The sequence below is a fragment of the Streptomyces sp. genome (assembly GCF_031181555.1).
Taxonomy (GTDB): domain Bacteria; phylum Actinomycetota; class Actinomycetes; order Streptomycetales; family Streptomycetaceae; genus Streptomyces; species Streptomyces fimbriatus.
Map to the genome: position 1 here is coordinate 14,665 of NZ_JAPSKQ010000070.1, position 16,441 is coordinate 31,105.

General features: G+C 71.4%; 13 protein-coding genes and 1 tRNA gene. 10 read left to right on the top strand and 4 right to left on the bottom strand.

Features of this window, described 5'->3' with window-relative positions; translation table 11 throughout:
- Positions 1–53: 53 nt before the first annotated feature.
- Complete coding sequence (locus tag RIM90_RS16380; protein WP_309061443.1) at positions 54–1,685, bottom strand: beta-N-acetylhexosaminidase; 1,632 nt, start codon at positions 1,683–1,685, stop codon at positions 54–56.
- Between the two features lie 87 nt (positions 1,686–1,772).
- On the opposite strand from RIM90_RS16380, the gene RIM90_RS16385 reads away from it, so the two are divergent.
- From RIM90_RS16385 to glmS, 3 genes are all read left to right on the top strand, one after another.
- Entirely contained in the window at positions 1,773–2,684 is a 912-nt protein-coding gene (locus tag RIM90_RS16385) for a DUF4429 domain-containing protein (protein WP_309061444.1), read from the top strand.
- A gap of 109 nt (positions 2,685–2,793) precedes the next feature.
- Positions 2,794–3,051 (top strand): hypothetical protein, encoded by a 258-nt coding sequence (locus RIM90_RS16390; RefSeq protein WP_030869322.1) that lies wholly within the window; start codon positions 2,794–2,796, stop codon positions 3,049–3,051.
- Positions 3,052–3,091: 40 nt separating this feature from the next.
- The gene (gene glmS, locus RIM90_RS16395; RefSeq protein ID WP_309061445.1) at positions 3,092–4,909 is read left to right on the top strand and encodes a glutamine--fructose-6-phosphate transaminase (isomerizing); all 1,818 of its coding nucleotides are present in this window, start codon (positions 3,092–3,094) and stop codon (positions 4,907–4,909) included.
- 120 nt (positions 4,910–5,029) lie between these two features.
- On the opposite strand, the gene RIM90_RS16400 is transcribed toward glmS, so the two are convergent.
- Positions 5,030–5,557 (bottom strand): universal stress protein, encoded by a 528-nt coding sequence (locus RIM90_RS16400; protein ID WP_309061446.1) that lies wholly within the window; start codon positions 5,555–5,557, stop codon positions 5,030–5,032.
- Between the two features lie 769 nt (positions 5,558–6,326).
- Between RIM90_RS16400 and RIM90_RS16405 the strand changes: the two genes are divergently transcribed.
- From RIM90_RS16405 to RIM90_RS16415, 3 genes are all read left to right on the top strand, one after another.
- On the top strand, positions 6,327–7,661 hold the full coding sequence (locus RIM90_RS16405; protein WP_309061447.1) for a helix-turn-helix domain-containing protein: 1,335 nt from the start codon (positions 6,327–6,329) through the stop codon (positions 7,659–7,661).
- A gap of 331 nt (positions 7,662–7,992) precedes the next feature.
- Positions 7,993–8,595 carry an oligoribonuclease gene (gene orn, locus RIM90_RS16410; RefSeq protein WP_309061448.1) on the top strand — a complete coding sequence of 201 codons (603 nt, stop codon included), beginning with the start codon at positions 7,993–7,995 and terminating at the stop codon, positions 8,593–8,595.
- 120 nt (positions 8,596–8,715) lie between these two features.
- Positions 8,716–8,788 (top strand) — tRNA-His (locus RIM90_RS16415).
- Between the two features lie 126 nt (positions 8,789–8,914).
- Here the strand turns inward: RIM90_RS16415 and RIM90_RS16420 are convergent.
- Entirely contained in the window at positions 8,915–9,970 is a 1,056-nt protein-coding gene (locus tag RIM90_RS16420) for a LacI family DNA-binding transcriptional regulator (RefSeq protein WP_309061449.1), read from the bottom strand.
- A gap of 343 nt (positions 9,971–10,313) precedes the next feature.
- On the opposite strand from RIM90_RS16420, the gene RIM90_RS16425 reads away from it, so the two are divergent.
- The 4 genes from RIM90_RS16425 (at position 10,314) to RIM90_RS16440 (ending at position 15,167) form a co-directional block, all read left to right on the top strand.
- Complete coding sequence (locus tag RIM90_RS16425; protein ID WP_309061450.1) at positions 10,314–11,672, top strand: extracellular solute-binding protein; 1,359 nt, start codon at positions 10,314–10,316, stop codon at positions 11,670–11,672.
- A gap of 5 nt (positions 11,673–11,677) precedes the next feature.
- The gene (locus RIM90_RS16430) at positions 11,678–12,688 is read left to right on the top strand and encodes a sugar ABC transporter permease (RefSeq protein ID WP_309061456.1); all 1,011 of its coding nucleotides are present in this window, start codon (positions 11,678–11,680) and stop codon (positions 12,686–12,688) included.
- A gap of 12 nt (positions 12,689–12,700) precedes the next feature.
- Positions 12,701–13,606 carry a carbohydrate ABC transporter permease gene (locus tag RIM90_RS16435; RefSeq protein ID WP_309061451.1) on the top strand — a complete coding sequence of 302 codons (906 nt, stop codon included), beginning with the start codon at positions 12,701–12,703 and terminating at the stop codon, positions 13,604–13,606.
- 121 nt (positions 13,607–13,727) lie between these two features.
- Positions 13,728–15,167 carry a GH1 family beta-glucosidase gene (locus RIM90_RS16440; protein WP_309061452.1) on the top strand — a complete coding sequence of 480 codons (1,440 nt, stop codon included), beginning with the start codon at positions 13,728–13,730 and terminating at the stop codon, positions 15,165–15,167.
- A 165-nt stretch (positions 15,168–15,332) separates the two neighbouring features.
- On the opposite strand, the gene RIM90_RS16445 is transcribed toward RIM90_RS16440, so the two are convergent.
- Positions 15,333–16,441, bottom strand: a 1,109-nt coding sequence (locus RIM90_RS16445) for a chitinase (protein ID WP_309061453.1), incomplete at its 5' end; no start/stop codon positions are given.

Here is a 16,441-nt window from a genome sequence, read left to right on the forward strand (position 1 = left end):
ACCCCGGAGTACGGTCCTCCGGGGTGCCCGTCAGCGTTCCGTGCCCCGGTCCGTCACTCGTTCGGCCAGGGCACCTGCGGGGACTTGTGGTAGCCGATGCCCAGCGCGTCCCAGCGCGGCCCCTGTGCCGCGAGCCGCACCCGGTAGTCCTCCCAGTCGTGCGTGGCCGCGGGGGACCAGCCCAGCTCGGCCACTCCCGGCAGCCGCGGGAAGGCCATGTACTCGAGGTGGGCGGAGTTCTCCAGGGTCTCCGTCCACAGCGGCGCCTCGACGCCGCGCACCGCGGAGGCGGGCACACCCGGCAGGTAGGAGCCCGGGTCCCAGTCGTAGGAGCGCCTCACCTCGACGTGGCCGGCCCAGGACAGGCCGAGCGGGGTGTTCGCGTCGTACTTCATGTCGAGGTAGCTCCGGTCGGCCGGGGAGAGGATCAGCCCGGTGCCGTTCCGGGCGGCCTCGGCGACCTGCTCCTTCTCCTGCCCGCTGGTGCCGTCCAGGCCCCAGTACTGGGCGAGGGCCCCCTTGGCCGGGTCGGCGCCGGTGAGCTGGTGCCAGCCGATGACGGTCTTGCCGTACTTCGCGACGATCGGCTGCACCCGGTCCATGAACTTCACGTAGTCCTCGTGCGGGGTGGAGTGCGCCTCGTCGCCGCCGATGTGCAGGTAGCGGCCCGGGGTGAGCGCGGCCAGCTCGCGCACCACGTCGTCCACGAAGTCGTACGTGATCTCCTTGCCGACGCACAGCGAGCTGAAGCCGACCGCGATGCCGGTGTAGAGCGGGGGCGCCACGCCGTCGCAGTTCAGCTCGGCGTAGGAGGCGAGGGCCGCGTTGGTGTGGCCCGGCATGTCGATCTCGGGGACGACCTCCAGGTGGCGGGAGGCGGCGTGGCGGACGATCTCCTTGTAGTCGGCCTTGGTGTAGTACCCGCCGGGGCCGCCGCCGACCTCGGTGGAGCCGCCGTAGGTGGCCAGGCGCGGCCAGGAGTCGACGGCGATGCGCCAGCCCTGGTCGTCGCTGAGGTGCAGATGCAGCTTGTTGATCTTGTACAGGGCGAGCTGGTCGATGTAGCGCTTGACCTCGTCGACGGCGAAGAAGTGCCGGGAGACGTCCAGCATGGCGCCGCGCCAGGCGTAACGCGGGGTGTCCTCGATGGTGCCGCCCGCGACCAGCCAGGGTCCGGGCTGTACGGAATCCTTCTCGACGGCCGCGGGGAGCAGCTGACGCAGGGTCTGGACGCCGTGGAAGAGGCCGGCGGGCTCCGCGGCGGTGAGGGTGACGCCCGAGCGGCCGCTGTCCAGGCGGTAACCCTCCGCACCGAAGGGGCCCTTGGCGAGGCGGAGCCGGATGCCGCCCCGGCCGTGCTCGGTGACCGGCAGGCGGTAGCCGGTGGAGGGGCGCAGGACGCCGGCGAGGTACGCGCCGACGCGGCGGGTCTCGCGGGAGCCGTCGACCCGGATCCTGGTGTCCTCGGTGATGCGGTACGGGGATCCGCCCGGTTCCACCGAGGCGGGGGCCGGGATCACCCGGTCGAGCGGGACCGGGGCGGCCGTGCCCCGGTCGGGGCCCGCCGGCCCGGGGCTCGCTCCCAGGGTGACGGCCCCGGCCGCCATGACCAGCAGCAGGGACCCGAGCAGCCGGGTGGTGCGGGGAGTCGTTCCGTGGTGCCGTCTCACACGTGCTCCCTTCATCTGTTCACCGTCAACTCCGCGGCTCCGCAAGGAAAGCCCGGATGGGTATAGACCACTCTCCCGCAGAACCGGTGAAAGAATCCCCCCATGGCGGAAATCATCCAGAAGGACGGCACCTGGACCTTCGACGGAGAAGCGCTGCGGCTGACTCCCGGACGGGACAAGAACGTCGGTCTGCTGCGCAGGACCCTGGGTGAACTGGTGGTGCCCCTGGGCGCGTTGGCGGGGATCTCGTTCGAACAGGGCAAGAAGGCGGGACGGCTGAGGCTGCGGCTGCGCGACGGCGCCGACCCGCTGCTGCTCGCGGCCGGCGGCCGGCTCACCGAGCCGCACGACCCGTACCAGCTGATCGTCGAGTCCGACCGTTACGGAGTCGCCGAGTACTTCACGGAGGAGGTCCGCAACGCCCTGCTGCTGGACCAGGTTCCCTCCGACCCGGTCGCCGAGTACCTGCTGCCCGGCCCGTCCGTGCCGCTGTCCGTGTCCGCCGGGGACGGCACGGCGAGCTTCGACGGCGAGCGCGTCCGCCTGGAGTGGAACTGGAAGACGGAGGACGCCAAGGCCGCCGCCGGTGCCCGCACGCTCGCGCTGGCCGACATCGCCGCCGTGGAGTGGCAGCCGGCGGTCGGACTGGAGAACGGCCACCTCCGCTTCACCGTGCGGAACGCCCCCACCAAGGCTCCGGCCAAGTACGACCCCAACGCGGTGGAGCTGTGGGGCTTCAAGAAGGACCCGCTGATGGCGCTCGTCGCCGCCGCCGTCCAGGCGCGCCTGCCCCACCCGGCCGCCCGGGACGCCGCCGGGGGCGCCCCCGCGGGCGGGCGGCCGGCGGAGCCCGTGGCCGCCGGCGTGCCCGCCGCGGCTCCCGCCCCCGCCGCCGAGGACGATCACGACGCCCTGCTGCGCCGGCTGCGGGAGCTGGGCGAGCTGCACCGCTCCGGGGTGCTGACGGACGAGGAGTTCACCCTGGCCAAGCAGGCGGTCCTCAAGCGCATGTAGTGGCTCGCCCCGCCCCCGGGAGATGCCGCGACCACCCCGGGGGGCCCTCGCCTGCCCGAAATCGGGCACGTTTCTTGCGAAACCGTCGCCGGTACCCCAGGATCGTCGGGTGCACGACGAACTTGTTGATCACCTGACGCGGTCCACACCCCTCAGCCGGGGCGAGGCGCTGCGTGTGATCCAGGACGTGCTCGCCTACTTCGACGAGACGACCGAGGAGTACGTCCGTCGCCGTCACCGCGAGCTCCAGGCCCAGGGCCTGGTGAACGCGACGATCTTCGAACGGATCGAGGCGGACCTCAGGTACCGCGCGGTGGCCCCGCCCGAGCTCTCGCTCCGGCAGCTGCGCCGTATCGTCTACGGCTGATCCCCTACGACTCATCCCCTACGGCTAGGAACACACCCATATGTGCGGAATCGTCGGATACATCGGCAGGCGCGAGGTCGCTCCCCTGCTGCTCGAGGGCCTGCAGCGCCTGGAGTACCGCGGCTACGACTCGGCGGGCATCGTCGTCACCTCCCCGAAGGCGTCCGGCCTGAAGATGGTCAAGGCCAAGGGCCGGGTGCGCGACCTGGAGGCGAAGGTCCCCGCGCGCTTCAAGGGCACCACCGGCATCGCCCACACCCGCTGGGCCACCCACGGCGCCCCGTCCGACGTGAACGCCCACCCGCACCTGGACGCCGAGGGCAAGGTCGCCGTCGTCCACAACGGCATCATCGACAACGCCTCCGACCTGCGCCGCAAGCTGGAGGCGGACGGCGTCGAGTTCCTCTCCGAGACGGACACCGAGGTCCTCGTCCACCTCATCGCCCGCTCGCAGGCCGAGAAGCTGGAGGACAAGGTCCGCGAGACCGTCCGGCTGATCGAGGGCACGTACGGCATCGCCGTCCTGCACGCCGACTTCCCGGACCGCATCGTGGTGGCCCGCAACGGCTCGCCGGTCGTGCTCGGCATCGGCGAGAAGGAGATGTTCGTCGCCTCCGACATAGCCGCCCTGGTCGCCCACACCCGGCAGATCGTCACCCTCGACGACGGCGAGATGGCCACCCTCAAGGCCGACGACTTCCGCACCTACACCACCGAGGGCACCCGCACCACCGCCGAGCCGACCACCGTGGAGTGGGAGGCGGCCTCCTACGACATGGGCGGCCACGACACCTACATGCACAAGGAGATCCACGAGCAGGCCGAGGCCGTGGACCGCGTGCTGCGCGGCCGGATCGACGACCGCTTCTCCACCGTGCACCTGGGCGGCCTGAACCTGGACGCCCGCGAGGCGCGCCGGATCCGCCGCGTGAAGATCCTCGGCTGCGGCACCTCGTACCACGCCGGCATGATCGGCGCGCAGATGATCGAGGAGCTGGCCCGCATCCCCGCCGACGCCGAGCCGGCCTCCGAGTTCCGCTACCGCAACGCGGTCGTCGACCCCGACACCCTGTACATCGCGGTCTCCCAGTCCGGTGAGACGTACGACGTGCTGGCGGCCGTGCAGGAGCTGAAGCGCAAGGGCGCGCGGGTGCTGGGCGTGGTGAACGTCGTCGGCTCGGCGATCGCCCGCGAGGCCGACGGCGGCATCTACGTGCACGCCGGTCCCGAGGTCTGCGTCGTGTCGACGAAGTGCTTCACGAACACCACCGTCGCCTTCGCGCTGCTCGCCCTGCACCTGGGCCGCACCCGCGACCTGTCCGTGCGCGACGGCAAGCGGATCATCGAAGGGCTGCGCAGGCTCCCCGGCCAGATCGCCGAGATCATGGAGCAGGAGGAGGAGATCAAGAAGCTGGCCCTGGAGTACGCCGAGGCCCGCTCGATGCTCTTCATCGGCCGCGTCCGGGGCTACCCGGTGGCCCGCGAGGCCTCCCTGAAGCTCAAGGAGGTCTCCTACATCCACGCCGAGGCCTACCCGGCCTCCGAGCTCAAGCACGGCCCGCTGGCCCTGATCGAGCCCGCGCTGCCGACCGTCGCGATCGTGCCGGACGACGACCTGCTGGAGAAGAACCGCGCCGCGATGGAGGAGATCAAGGCCCGCCAGGGCCAGATCCTCGCGGTCGCCCACCAGGAGCAGGAGAAGGCCGACCACACGATCGTCGTGCCGAAGAACGAGGACGAGCTGGACCCGATCCTCATGGGCATCCCGCTCCAGCTCCTCGCCTACCACACGGCGCTGGCCCTGGGCCGGGACATCGACAAGCCGCGCAACCTCGCCAAGTCGGTGACGGTGGAGTAACCGGCGCCGGCGGCCCGGGCCGGCAGCGGCGGTCCGGGCCGGCACCGGCGAAACGGACTCCCGGAGGTGCCACCCGTCTCCGGGAGCCGGCGAGCCGGCGGGTTCCGCGAGGGCGACGGGTTACGGGATGACGACGACGGGCCGCTGCGCCCGCTTGGCGAGCCGGCCGGCCACGGAGCCGAAGATCCGGCCCACGACGCCGTGGGTGGAGCCGACCACGATCGCGTCGGCCTCGTACTCCCGGCCCACTTCCTCGAGTTCGTGGCAGATGTCGCCCCCGCGCTCGACCAGGATCCAGGGCACTTCGGCGAGGTAGTCCGCGCAGGCGAGTTCGAGGCCGAGGACCTCGGTGCGGTGGTCCGGGACGTCCACGAAGACCGGGGGCTCGCAGCCCGCCCACACCGTGGTGGGGAGCCGGTTGGCGACATGGACGATGATCAGGCCCGAGCCGAGCCGTCGCGCCATGCCGATCGCGTAGGCGAGGGCCCGTTCACTGGAGGTCGAGCCGTCGAAGCCGACGACCACCCCGTGCCGGAACGCGGGGTCGCACGCGTGGCGTGACTCCTCCGCCGCCGCGGGATCGGCCGCCGTGGGGTCGGCGACCGGCCGCTTGCGGTCCGCGGGTTCGAAGAATTCGTGACCGGCCATGGCTGTCTCGGGGTGGTGATCCTTTTATGGGGGACGACAGTGTGCGGCGGAGCTGTGTCCGGGAATCATCTTCCCAACCCCATACCCCCAAGGGTACGGCGGCACTCCTCCTGAGCCCAGATCCCGCGCACGCTGGCTGGCGGGTTCCCCGGAGCATGCACGAGGGGACGCCCGTAACGCAATGGTTGCTGTGTTGTACAGGCGGTTTGCGCGGGGTTCACTCGGCCGCGAGAGTGGGGTGCCGCGGGCCGTCCGCCCCCGAACGCGCGGTGGCCGGCGATCCGGCCGCCCGCCGGACCCGTGGGCCGCGCCCCGGGAGGCACACCGCGCCCGGAACCGGCCCCTCCCCCGAGAGGACCGCGCGGCGGCGCCGAAACACCGGCCGGTTGACCGGTTTCCATGCACGCGCCCGTATCTTTTCAGCCAACTTCTGCTTCTCGTGCATTCCCTGCCGTACCCACCCCCCACCCCCCGTTCGACCTGCACGGAAAGGGCCGCAGGGGTCCTGCGCACCCTACGGGGATTGGCCACTGCGACGAGGCGCACTTCCCTGCACGGCTCGCGAGTGCAACGCTTCGTGATCGAATGCTTCACGCCAAGTTGCCAAGTCGACAATGTCCCGGATGCCGAACTGGCCACCGGGGCACGGCGGGACGCAGTAGATTCGATCTTGACTGTCTTTACGGCGGGGGACTCGTGCAGGACCGAGGGGAAACGTGCAGGAGCGACACAACCGAGGAGCCGCGACCACCGAGGGGGGCTTAGCAGGATGAGCCACGACTCCACTGCCGCGCCGGAAACCGCGGCCCGGAAACTCGCCGGGCGACGTCGCAAGGAGATCGTCGCGGTGCTGCTGTTCAGCGGCGGCCCCATCTTCGAGAGTTCCATACCGCTGTCGGTGTTCGGGGTTGACCGCCAGGACGCCGGCGTGCCGCGCTACCGCCTGCTGGTGTGCGGCGGCGAAGAAGGCCCCCTGCGGACCACGGGGGGCCTGGAACTCACCGCGCCACATGGCCTGGAGGCGATAGCGCGGGCGGGCACCGTCGTGGTGCCGGCCTGGCGCTCGATCACCTCACCACCGCCTCAGGAGGCGCTCGACGCGCTGCGCCGGGCCCACGAGGAGGGCGCCCGCATCGTCGGGCTGTGCACCGGCGCCTTCGTCCTCGCGGCGGCGGGCCTGCTGGACGGCCGGCCCGCGACCACCCACTGGATGTACGCGCCGACGCTGGCCAAGCGCTATCCGTCGGTGCACGTCGATCCACGGGAACTCTTCGTGGACGACGGTGACGTGCTGACCTCGGCGGGTACGGCGGCCGGCATCGATCTGTGCCTGCACATCGTGCGCACGGACCACGGCAACGAGGCGGCCGGGGCGCTCGCCCGGCGCCTGGTCGTCCCGCCGCGCCGCAGCGGCGGCCAGGAGCGCTACCTCGACCGGTCTTTACCGGAGGAGATCGGCGCCGACCCGCTCGCCGAGGTCGTCGCCTGGGCGCTGGAGCACCTCCACGAGCAGTTCGACGTGGAGACGCTGGCGGCCCGCGCGTACATGAGCCGCCGTACGTTCGACCGCAGGTTCCGCTCGCTGACCGGGAGCGCTCCCCTGCAGTGGCTGATCACGCAGCGGGTGCTGCAGGCGCAGCGTCTGCTGGAGACGTCGGACTACTCGGTGGACGAGGTCGCCGGCCGCTGCGGCTTCCGCTCGCCGGTCGCCCTGCGCGGCCACTTCCGGCGCCAGCTCGGCTCGTCCCCGGCCGCCTACCGGGCCGCGTACCGCGCGCGGCGCCCGCAGTCCGACCGGAACCAGGACGGCGACGGCACCCCGGGCACCCCGGGAAACGTCCCGTCCGGCCAGCAGGGCCCACAGGGCCTACAGGGCCTACAGGGCCATCCAGGACTGCCGGGTCATCCGGGACAGGCGGGTCATCCGGGACAGGCGGCGGCCGCCCTGCACCCGGACAACCCCGTCCCGCACCAGTCCCGCCGCACCGCGGCGGCGAGCGCCCTGGGCCCGTCCGTGACGGCCTCGGCCTCCCCGGCGGACTCCGGCCGCGAGGCCTACGTCCCCTCGCGGGCGGGCGTCCCGGGACAGCGCGGCGCGACGTGACATAGGCGGCGGAGGCGGCAGCCGCCGAGCGGGGCCGGAGGCACACGCCTTCGGCCCCGCTCGCCCGTGCGTGAGCGAAACGCCCGCGAGAACCGCTCGCGCCCACCAGCCCGGCCCGGCGCGACCGCCCGCACCGCACCGGCCGGCCGCCGGCGGGGCCGCCCGGTCGCGCCCGGCCCCTCCGGCGGCGCGGAACGAGGCCGCTTCGGCCGAGGCGGAGCCCGGGGCGGCGGGCTCCCGCGACGGCCACCCGCCGCACCGGGACGTCCCCGTCACCGGGCGCTTCACCACCCGGCTCACTCCACCTGCGGCGCGCCGTAAGGTGAGACGCATGAACGATCGCATGGTGTGGATCGACTGCGAGATGACCGGCCTCTCGCTGTCGGACGACGCGCTCATCGAGGTGGCCGCCCTCGTCACCGACTCCGAGCTGAACGTCCTCGGCGAGGGCGTGGACATCGTCATCCGCCCGCCGGAGCGGGCCCTGGAGACGATGCCGGAGGTGGTGCGTCAGATGCACACCGCGTCCGGGCTGCTCGCCGAGCTGCCGAACGGCACGACGCTCGAGGACGCCGAGCAGCGGGTCCTCGCCTATGTGCAGGAGCACGTCAAGGAGCCCGGCAAGGCGCCCCTGTGCGGCAACTCCGTCGGCACCGACCGCGGTTTCCTGCTGCGGGACATGCCGACGCTGGAGGACTACCTGCACTACCGCATCGTGGACGTGTCCAGCATCAAGGAGCTGGCCCGCCGCTGGTACCCGAAGGCGTACTTCAACAGCCCCGAGAAGAACGGCAACCACCGCGCCCTCGCCGACATCCGCGAGTCCATCGCGGAGCTGCGCTACTACCGGGAGGCCGTCTTCGTCCCGCAGCCGGGGCCCGACTCGGACACCGCGCGGAAGATCGCCGCGAAGCACGTTCTGCCCGCGCAGTAGGCGGGCCGGAGGGGGACGCCGGGGGCGCCGCGCAAAGCCGTGCGCGAGCACCCCTTCGGACCCTGTACACTTTTTCTCGGCCGGTCGGGGAAGGAACTGATCCCAGCCGACAAGGTCATGGTGGGTGTAGCTCAGCTGGTAGAGCACCTGGTTGTGGTCCAGGATGCCGCGGGTTCGAGTCCCGTCACTCACCCTCAGCAGTCAGCCGGTGACCTTCAGTCAAGGTCACCGGCTGAACTCGTTCCCGGGCCCATCCGCCCCGGAGGACCCGGGCGAAAGACCCCGGACGGGTCCCGGACCCGTCGGATCCCTCAGGGCCTCAGGACGAGGCCCGCTCCACCAGCTCCGTGGCCAGCACCACCTGGCGCCGGTCCAGCTCCCGGGACACGGGCGGGCGGCGGTCGGCGACCTCGGCGAGCAGCAGGTCGATCATCCTGTGGCCCATCTCCTCGATGGGCTGGCGCACGCTGGTCAGCGGCGGGTCCATGTGGCGGGCGATGGCGGAGTCGTCGTAGCCGACCAGGGCCACGTCGTCGGGGATGCGGCGGCCCGCCTCGCGCAGGACCTGGCGGGCACCGGCCGCGGTGACGTCGGAGGCGGCGAAGACCGCGTCCAGGTCGGGGCGGCGCTCCAGCAGGGCCGCCATCGCGCGCCGGCCCCCGCCCTCGGAGAAGTCACCGGCCTCGACCAGCAGCTCGTCCACCTCGTGGCCCGCCTCCCGCAGCGCGTCCCGGTAGCCGTCGATGCGCCGCTGGGCGCCGTACACGTCGAGGCGGCCGGTGATGTGGGCGATGGTGCGCCGGCCCCGGCCGATCAGGTGCTCGACGGCCTGGCGGGCGCCGCCGTAGTTGTCCGAGTCCACCGAGGTGAGCGTCTCCGCGGCCGAGCGGGGACCGCTGATCACCGCCGGGATCTCCAGCTGGGCCAGCATGTCGGGCAGCGGGTCGTCGGCGTGCACCGAGACCAGCAGCACCCCGTCCACGCGGTGGGCGGCCAGGTACTGGGCGAGCCGCTGCCGCTCCCGGTCGCTGCCCGCGAAGATCAGCAGCAGCTGCATCTGGGTGTCGGACAGCGCCGCCCCGACGCCCCGGAGCATGTCCGAGAAGTACGGCTCGGCGAAGAACCGGGTCTCCGGCTCGGGCACGACCAGCGCGATGGCGTCCGTGCGGTTGGCGGCCAGGGCGCGGGCGGCGGTGTTCGGGACGTAACCGAGCTCCGCGACCGCGGCCTCCACGGCGGCGCGGGTGGCGTCGCTCACCCGGGGGGAGCCGTTGATCACCCGGGAGACCGTGCCACGGCCCACACCGGCGCGCGCCGCCACCTCTTCAAGGGTGGGTCGGCCGCCGCTCCGGCCCCGCGCTCCGTGGCTTGCCATCGGCTCCGCCTTCCGTCGTGTGTCACGCTGGCCTGGAATCTAACAGCCCTGCGGGCGGTCGTGGCCGCCGCCGGGAGGGCGGCTCACGGAGCCCGGGCTCCCGGGCGCGGGGCGGAGTCGTCCAGTTAACAGCCGGATAACCGAACGCAGTTTGCCGCGTCTGCACCCTTGACACCCCCGCCCGGACCCGCGACTCTTCAACACATCACTTGTGGGAGCGCTCCCACAGTACCTGACACATACACAACCCGCACGTTCCCCGCCCGAGCCGCAGCGAGCAAGACACGGGCCCAACAGAGCCGTTGGCCGGGGGGTCGGCACGTCAGGGCAACAGGAGGACGCAATGCGAGCACGTACCCTCCCCCACTCTCGGCTGCGCTCGAACGGGGGCAAGCCCATCGCCCGCAAGGCGCTGGCCGTCGCAGCGGCGGTGGCGTTGAGCACCGGGCTGCTGGCCGGCTGTGCCGACGACGGCGGAGACGACTCCGATTCCTCGTCGGGCGGCGGCGAGGGCAAGACCACGATCACCCTGGGTCTCTTCGGCACCATGGGCTTCAAGGAAGCCGGCCTCTACGACGAGTACGAGAAGCTCAACCCCGACATCAACATCGAAGAGAACGTCGTCGAGCGGAACGAGAACTACTACCCGGCGCTGCTGAACCACCTCACCACCAACAGCGGTCTGATGGACGTCCAGGCGATCGAGGTCGGCAACATCGCCGAGGTCGTCGCCACCCAGGCGGACAAGTTCGTGGACATGTCCAAGGTCGAGGGCGTGAAGCCGGAGGGCTGGCTGGACTGGAAGTGGAAGCAGGCCACCACCAAGGACGGCCAGACGATCGGCCTGGGCACCGACATCGGCCCGATGGCCATCTGCTACCGCAAGGACCTCTTCGAGAAGGCCGGTCTGCCCACCGACCGCGAGGAGGTCGGCAAGCTGTGGGCGGGCGACTGGAAGAAGTTCGTCGAGGTCGGCGAGGAGTACAAGAAGAGCGCCGGCAAGGACACCTTCTTCATGGACTCCCCCGGCGGTCTGATCAACGCCATCCTCAGCAGTGAGGAGGAGAAGTTCTACGACTCCTCCGGCGAGGTCATCTACAAGACCAACCCCGCCGTCAAGGCCGCCTTCGACCTGACCGCCGAGGCCGCCGAGAAGGGACTGGTCCAGTCCCAGACGCAGTTCCAGCCGGCCTGGGACTCGACGATCGCCAACAGCAAGTTCGCCACCGTCGCCTGCCCGCCGTGGATGCTCGGCACCATCAAGGGCAAGTCCAAGCCGGACGCCGCCGGCAAGTGGGACGTCGCCGTGGCGCCCAAGTCCGGCAACTGGGGCGGCTCCTTCCTGGGCGTGCCCAAGAGCGGCAAGAACGTGGAGGAGGCGCAGAAGCTGGTGGCCTGGCTGACCGCGCCGGAGCAGCAGGCCAAGCTGTTCGCCGTGCAGGGCAGCGTCCCGAGCGCCCCGGCCGCGTACGAGCTGCCCGAGGTGGTCAACGGCAAGAACGAGATGACCGGTGACGCGCCGATCGGCAAGATCTTCTCCGAGGCCGCCCAGCAGATCCCGGCCCAGGTGATCGGCCCGAAGGACCAGATCATCCAGCAGGGTCTGACGGACAACGGCGTCATCCTCGTGACGAAGGGCAAGTCCGCCAAGGAGGCCTGGGAGACGGCCACCAAGACCATCGACAACAACCTGGACAAGTGACCCGGATGGCCACCCGCTCCGACACCGCCGCGTCCCCCGTCAAGGGGGGCGCGGCCCCGGGCCGTCCGCCCGGGGGCTCCCCGACGGACAAGGAAGCAAAGCGCCGGGCCAAGCTGTCCCGCCGCTGGCAGCGCGACGCGCGCTGGAGCCCGTACGCGTTCGTCTCGCCGTTCTTCCTGCTGTTCGCGGCCTTCGGTCTGTTCCCGCTGCTCTACACCGGCTGGGCCTCGCTGCACCAGGTGGAGCTGACCGCCCCGACCGACATGAACTGGGTCGGGCTGAAGAACTACACCCGGATCTTCGACGACGACTTCTTCTGGAACGCGGCACAGAACACCCTGACCATCGGCATCATCTCGACCGTTCCGCAGCTGATGATCGCGATGGGCATCGCCCACATCCTCAACTACAAGCTGCGGGCCTCGACGTTCTACCGGGTCGCGATGCTCGCCCCGTACGCCACCTCGATCGCCGCCGCCACGCTGGTGTTCGTGCTGCTCTTCGGGCGTGACTACGGCATGATCAACTGGGCGCTGGGCGCGGTGGGGATCGACCCGATCGCCTGGCAGGACGACAAGTGGCCCGGACAGATCGCCGTGTCGACGATCATCATCTGGCGCTGGACCGGCTACAACGCGCTGATCTACCTGGCCGCGATGCAGGCGATCCCGCAGGACCTGTACGAATCGGCGGCGCTGGACGGCGCCAGCCGCTGGAAGCAGTTCCTCCACGTGACGCTGCCCTCGCTGCGTCCGACGATCCTGTTCACCGTGGTCGTCTCGACGATCGGCGCCAGCCAGGTCTTCGGCGAACCGCTGCTGTTCGACCCGAACAAGGGCGCGTCCGGCGGCGCGGAGCACCAGTTCCAGACGCTCGGCCTGTACCTGTACGAGCAGGGCTGGGTGAACCAGCACCTGGGCCGTGCCTCGGCGATCGCCTGGACGATGTTCGCGATCCTGATCGTCATCGGCCTCATCAACCACGTCATCTCGCGCCGGCTGCGCGCCAGCAGTTAAGGAGTTGTGGCCGTGACGACGACTGTGACGCCCCCCGAGACCACGCCCGCCAAGAAGCCGAAGCGCTCGCGCCTGCCGAAGTCGGCGCGGGCCGGAGGGACACTGCACGGCGGTCCGATCGCGTACGCGATCCTGATCGTGTTCACGCTCGTGTCGCTGTTCCCGCTGATCTGGACCGCGATCGCCGCATCCCGGGACAACCAGCGCCTGGCGCAGACGCCGCCGCCGTTCTGGTTCGGCTCCAACCTGTTCAAGAACCTGGAGATCGCCTGGAACGACGCCAACCTCGGCGAGGCGTTCCTCAACACCACGATCGTGGCGGGCACCTCCGCGGTGACCATCGTCGTACTGTCGACGGTCGCCGGGTTCGCCTTCGCCAAGCTGCGCTTCAAGGGCCGCAACGCGATGATGCTGATCGTCATCGGCACGATGATGATCCCGCCGCAGCTCAGCATCATCCCGCTGTACATGATGGTCGCCAAGCTCGACTGGACCGACCAGCTGCAGGCGGTCATCTTCCCGTCGCTGGTGAGCGCGTTCGGCGTGTTCTTCATGCGGCAGTACCTGCTGCAGGCGCTGCCGGACGAGGTCATCGAGGCCGCCCGGGTGGACGGCGCGGGCAGCTGGCGCGTGGTGTGGCACGTGGTGTTCCCGGCCGCGCGGCCGGCGATGGCCGTGCTCGGCATGCTGATGTTCGTGCAGGCCTGGAACGACTTCCTGTGGCCGTTCCTCGTGCTGACCCAGACCGGTAATCCGACCGTGCAGGTCGCGGTCGCGGGCCTGGGCCGCGGTTACACCCCGGACCAGTCCCTGATCATGGCGGGTGCGCTGCTGGGTACGCTGCCCCTGCTGCTGGTCTTCGCGATCTTCGGCAAGCAGATCGTGGGCGGCATCATGCAGGGCGCCGTCAAGGGCTGACGCCCGCTCGCCCGAAGCACCCTGGGGCCGGGTCACCGCCGCCTCGGCCCCCTCCTTCCTTCTCCCTCTCACCCCTTCCTCCACTCGTCGGTCTTCCACGACCTCCTATGGGAGCGCTTCCATGTCTGACTCCGCCACGCCGGCGACCCCGGCGACCTTTCCTCCCGCCTTCCTCTGGGGCGCCGCGACCTCCGCGTACCAGATCGAGGGGGCGGTGCGGGAGGACGGACGTACCCCTTCCATCTGGGACACCTTCAGCCACACGCCGGGCAAGACGGCCGGCGGCGAGACCGGTGACATCGCTGTCGACCACTACCACCGCTACCGCGAGGACGTGGCGCTGATGGCGGAGCTGGGCCTGAACGCCTACCGCTTCTCCGTCTCCTGGCCCCGGGTGCAGCCCACCGGCCGCGGCCCCGCCGTGCAGCGCGGCCTCGACTTCTACCGCCGTCTGGTGGACGAACTGCTGGCGCACGGCATCAAGCCCGCCGTCACCCTCTACCACTGGGACCTGCCGCAGGAACTGGAGGACGCGGGCGGCTGGCCGGAGCGCGACACCGCCCACCGCTTCGCCGAGTACGCGCAGATCGTCGGCGAGGCCCTCGGCGACCGGGTGGAGCACTGGATCACGCTCAACGAGCCGTGGTGCAGCGCCTTCCTGGGCTACGCCTCCGGTGTGCACGCCCCCGGCCGCACCGACCCGGCGGCCTCGCTGCGGGCCGCCCACCACCTCAACCTGGCGCACGGCCTGGGCGCCAGGGCGCTGCGCTCGGTGATGCCGGCCCGCAACTCGGTCGCGATCAGCCTCAACTCCTCGGTGGTGCGGCCCCTCTCGCCGAGCGACCCGGCGGACCTGGCGGCGGCGCGCAAGATCGACGACCTGTCCAGCGGCATCTTCCACGGCCCGATCCTGCACGGCGCCTACCCGGAGACGCTGCTGGAGGCGACCTCGTCGCTCACCGACTGGTCGTGCATCCACGACGGCGACCTGGACCTGATCCACCAGCCGCTGGACGCGCTGGGCCTCAACTACTACACGCCCACCCTGGTGTCGGCGGCGGACCCGGACGCGAAGGGCCCGCGGGCCGACGGTCACGGGACGAGCGACCACTCGCCGTGGCCCGCCGCGGACGACGTCGCCTTCCACCAGTCGCCGGGCGAGCAGACGGAGATGGGCTGGTCCGTCGACCCGACGGGCCTGCACGACCTGATCATGCGCTACACCGCCGAGGCGCCCGGCCTGCCGCTCTACGTCACCGAGAACGGCGCCGCCTACGACGACAAGCCCGGCGCCGACGGCACGGTGCACGACCCGGACCGCATCGCCTACCTGCACGGCCACCTCTCGGCGGTCCGCCGGGCCATCACCGACGGTGCCGACGTGCGCGGCTACTTCCTGTGGTCCCTGCTGGACAACTTCGAGTGGGCGTACGGCTACGACAAGCGCTTCGGCGCGGTGTACGTCGACTACGCGACCCAGCAGCGGATCCCGAAGTCCAGCGCCCTGTGGTACGCGCGGGCGGCGAAGTCGGGAGTCCTGCCCGAGCCCGAGCGCATCTGATCCGCTCCGGGGAACGGGGGGCGGGGCGCGGTGCCCAGGGGAGTGCCGCGCCCCGCAGGGGTGACCGGCCCTGCCACCGGAGCCGCGCGTGCCCCGGCCGGATGGGGAACCGGCCGGGGCACGCGCTTCCCCCGTCGTCCGCGAGGGCTGCGGTGCGGTGCGGGCCTACTCGTAGGCCGCGAACGCCTTCGTGAAGGCGAACTTGTCCTGGAGGACCGAGCTGCAGGTGGCGTCGGCGGACGGCTTGGTGCCGCCGGGGCACTGCTGGTCACGGGTGCCGGACCACATCGACAGCCGGCCCAGGCCCCTGGCCCGGGCGAAGTCCACCAGCTGGGTGGCGTCGTCGACCGTGAAGATCTCGGTGACGACGTCGTTGACACCGATCATGGGTGTGACCGCGACCGTCTTCCAGGCCTCGCGGTCGCCCAGCCCGAGGACGCCCTTGAGCTGGGCCTGGGTGGCGGTGGCCGCCTGCTCGGCGTAGGTGCCCATGTCGCCGCTGTAGGCGGGGCCGTAGTCCATCGCCATGATGTTGACGGCGTCGATCCGCACGCCGTTCTTCTTCGCGTCCGCGAGCAGGTTCACGCCGTCCTGGGTCAGGCCCTCCGGCATCACCGGGAGGGTGAAGGAGACGTCCAGGTCCGGATGGTCCTTCTGGAGCTCGGCGATGGCCCGGGCGCGGCGGGTGTTGGCCGCCGCGTCGGGCAGCGCGCCGCCCTCGACGTCGAAGTCGACCTTGGTGAGGTCGTAGGCGTCCACCACCTTGCGGTACGCCGCAGCCAGCGCGTCCACCGAGGCGCAGGTCGTGCCCAGTTCGGAGCCGGCCGCGCCGCCGAAGGAGACGCGGACGTCGCCGCCCTTGGCGCGCAGCGCGCCGATCTGGCCGGCCACCGCGTTGCTTCCCAGGTCGCTCACGCCGCCCCACTGGGGCGTGCAGCCGCCGCCGTCGGTGATGAAGGCGAGGTTGTACTCCTTCACCCCGGTCGCCTCGGCGCTCGCGAGGAGGTCGAAGGCCGGGAAGAGGGAGGTGTCGACGTACGGGGCGAAACCGGCGGTGTCCGGGGTGCCGCTGCCGGTGCTCTCCGTGGGCTTCGGGGTCGGCGTCGCCGTCGGCTGCCCGGTCGGCGTCGGCTGCCCGGTGGGGGTCGGGGCCTCGGTGGGGCGGCCGCTGGGCTCCGGGGCCGGGCCGCCGTCCGCGGAGCACTTCGCGCCGTCGACGAGGCAGCCGGTCGGCTCGCCGGTGCCCTTGGCGACGAAGCCGACGGTGACCGACT

What these genes read in the sequence shown, in the direction of transcription:
- orn (WP_309061448.1), top strand. Translation starts at nt 7,993, where the DNA reads ATGAACGATCGCATGGTGTGGATCGACTGCGAGATGACCGGCCTCTCG.
- glmS (WP_309061445.1), top strand. Translation starts at nt 3,092, where the DNA reads ATGTGCGGAATCGTCGGATACATCGGCAGGCGCGAGGTCGCTCCCCTG.
- RIM90_RS16440 (WP_309061452.1), top strand. Translation starts at nt 13,728, where the DNA reads ATGTCTGACTCCGCCACGCCGGCGACCCCGGCGACCTTTCCTCCCGCC.
- RIM90_RS16420 (WP_309061449.1), bottom strand. Translation starts at nt 9,970, where the DNA reads ATGGCAAGCCACGGAGCGCGGGGCCGGAGCGGCGGCCGACCCACCCTT.
- RIM90_RS16385 (WP_309061444.1), top strand. Translation starts at nt 1,773, where the DNA reads ATGGCGGAAATCATCCAGAAGGACGGCACCTGGACCTTCGACGGAGAA.
- RIM90_RS16430 (WP_309061456.1), top strand. Translation starts at nt 11,678, where the DNA reads ATGGCCACCCGCTCCGACACCGCCGCGTCCCCCGTCAAGGGGGGCGCG.
- RIM90_RS16400 (WP_309061446.1), bottom strand. Translation starts at nt 5,557, where the DNA reads ATGGCCGGTCACGAATTCTTCGAACCCGCGGACCGCAAGCGGCCGGTC.
- RIM90_RS16425 (WP_309061450.1), top strand. Translation starts at nt 10,314, where the DNA reads ATGCGAGCACGTACCCTCCCCCACTCTCGGCTGCGCTCGAACGGGGGC.
- RIM90_RS16405 (WP_309061447.1), top strand. Translation starts at nt 6,327, where the DNA reads ATGAGCCACGACTCCACTGCCGCGCCGGAAACCGCGGCCCGGAAACTC.
- RIM90_RS16380 (WP_309061443.1), bottom strand. Translation starts at nt 1,685, where the DNA reads ATGAAGGGAGCACGTGTGAGACGGCACCACGGAACGACTCCCCGCACC.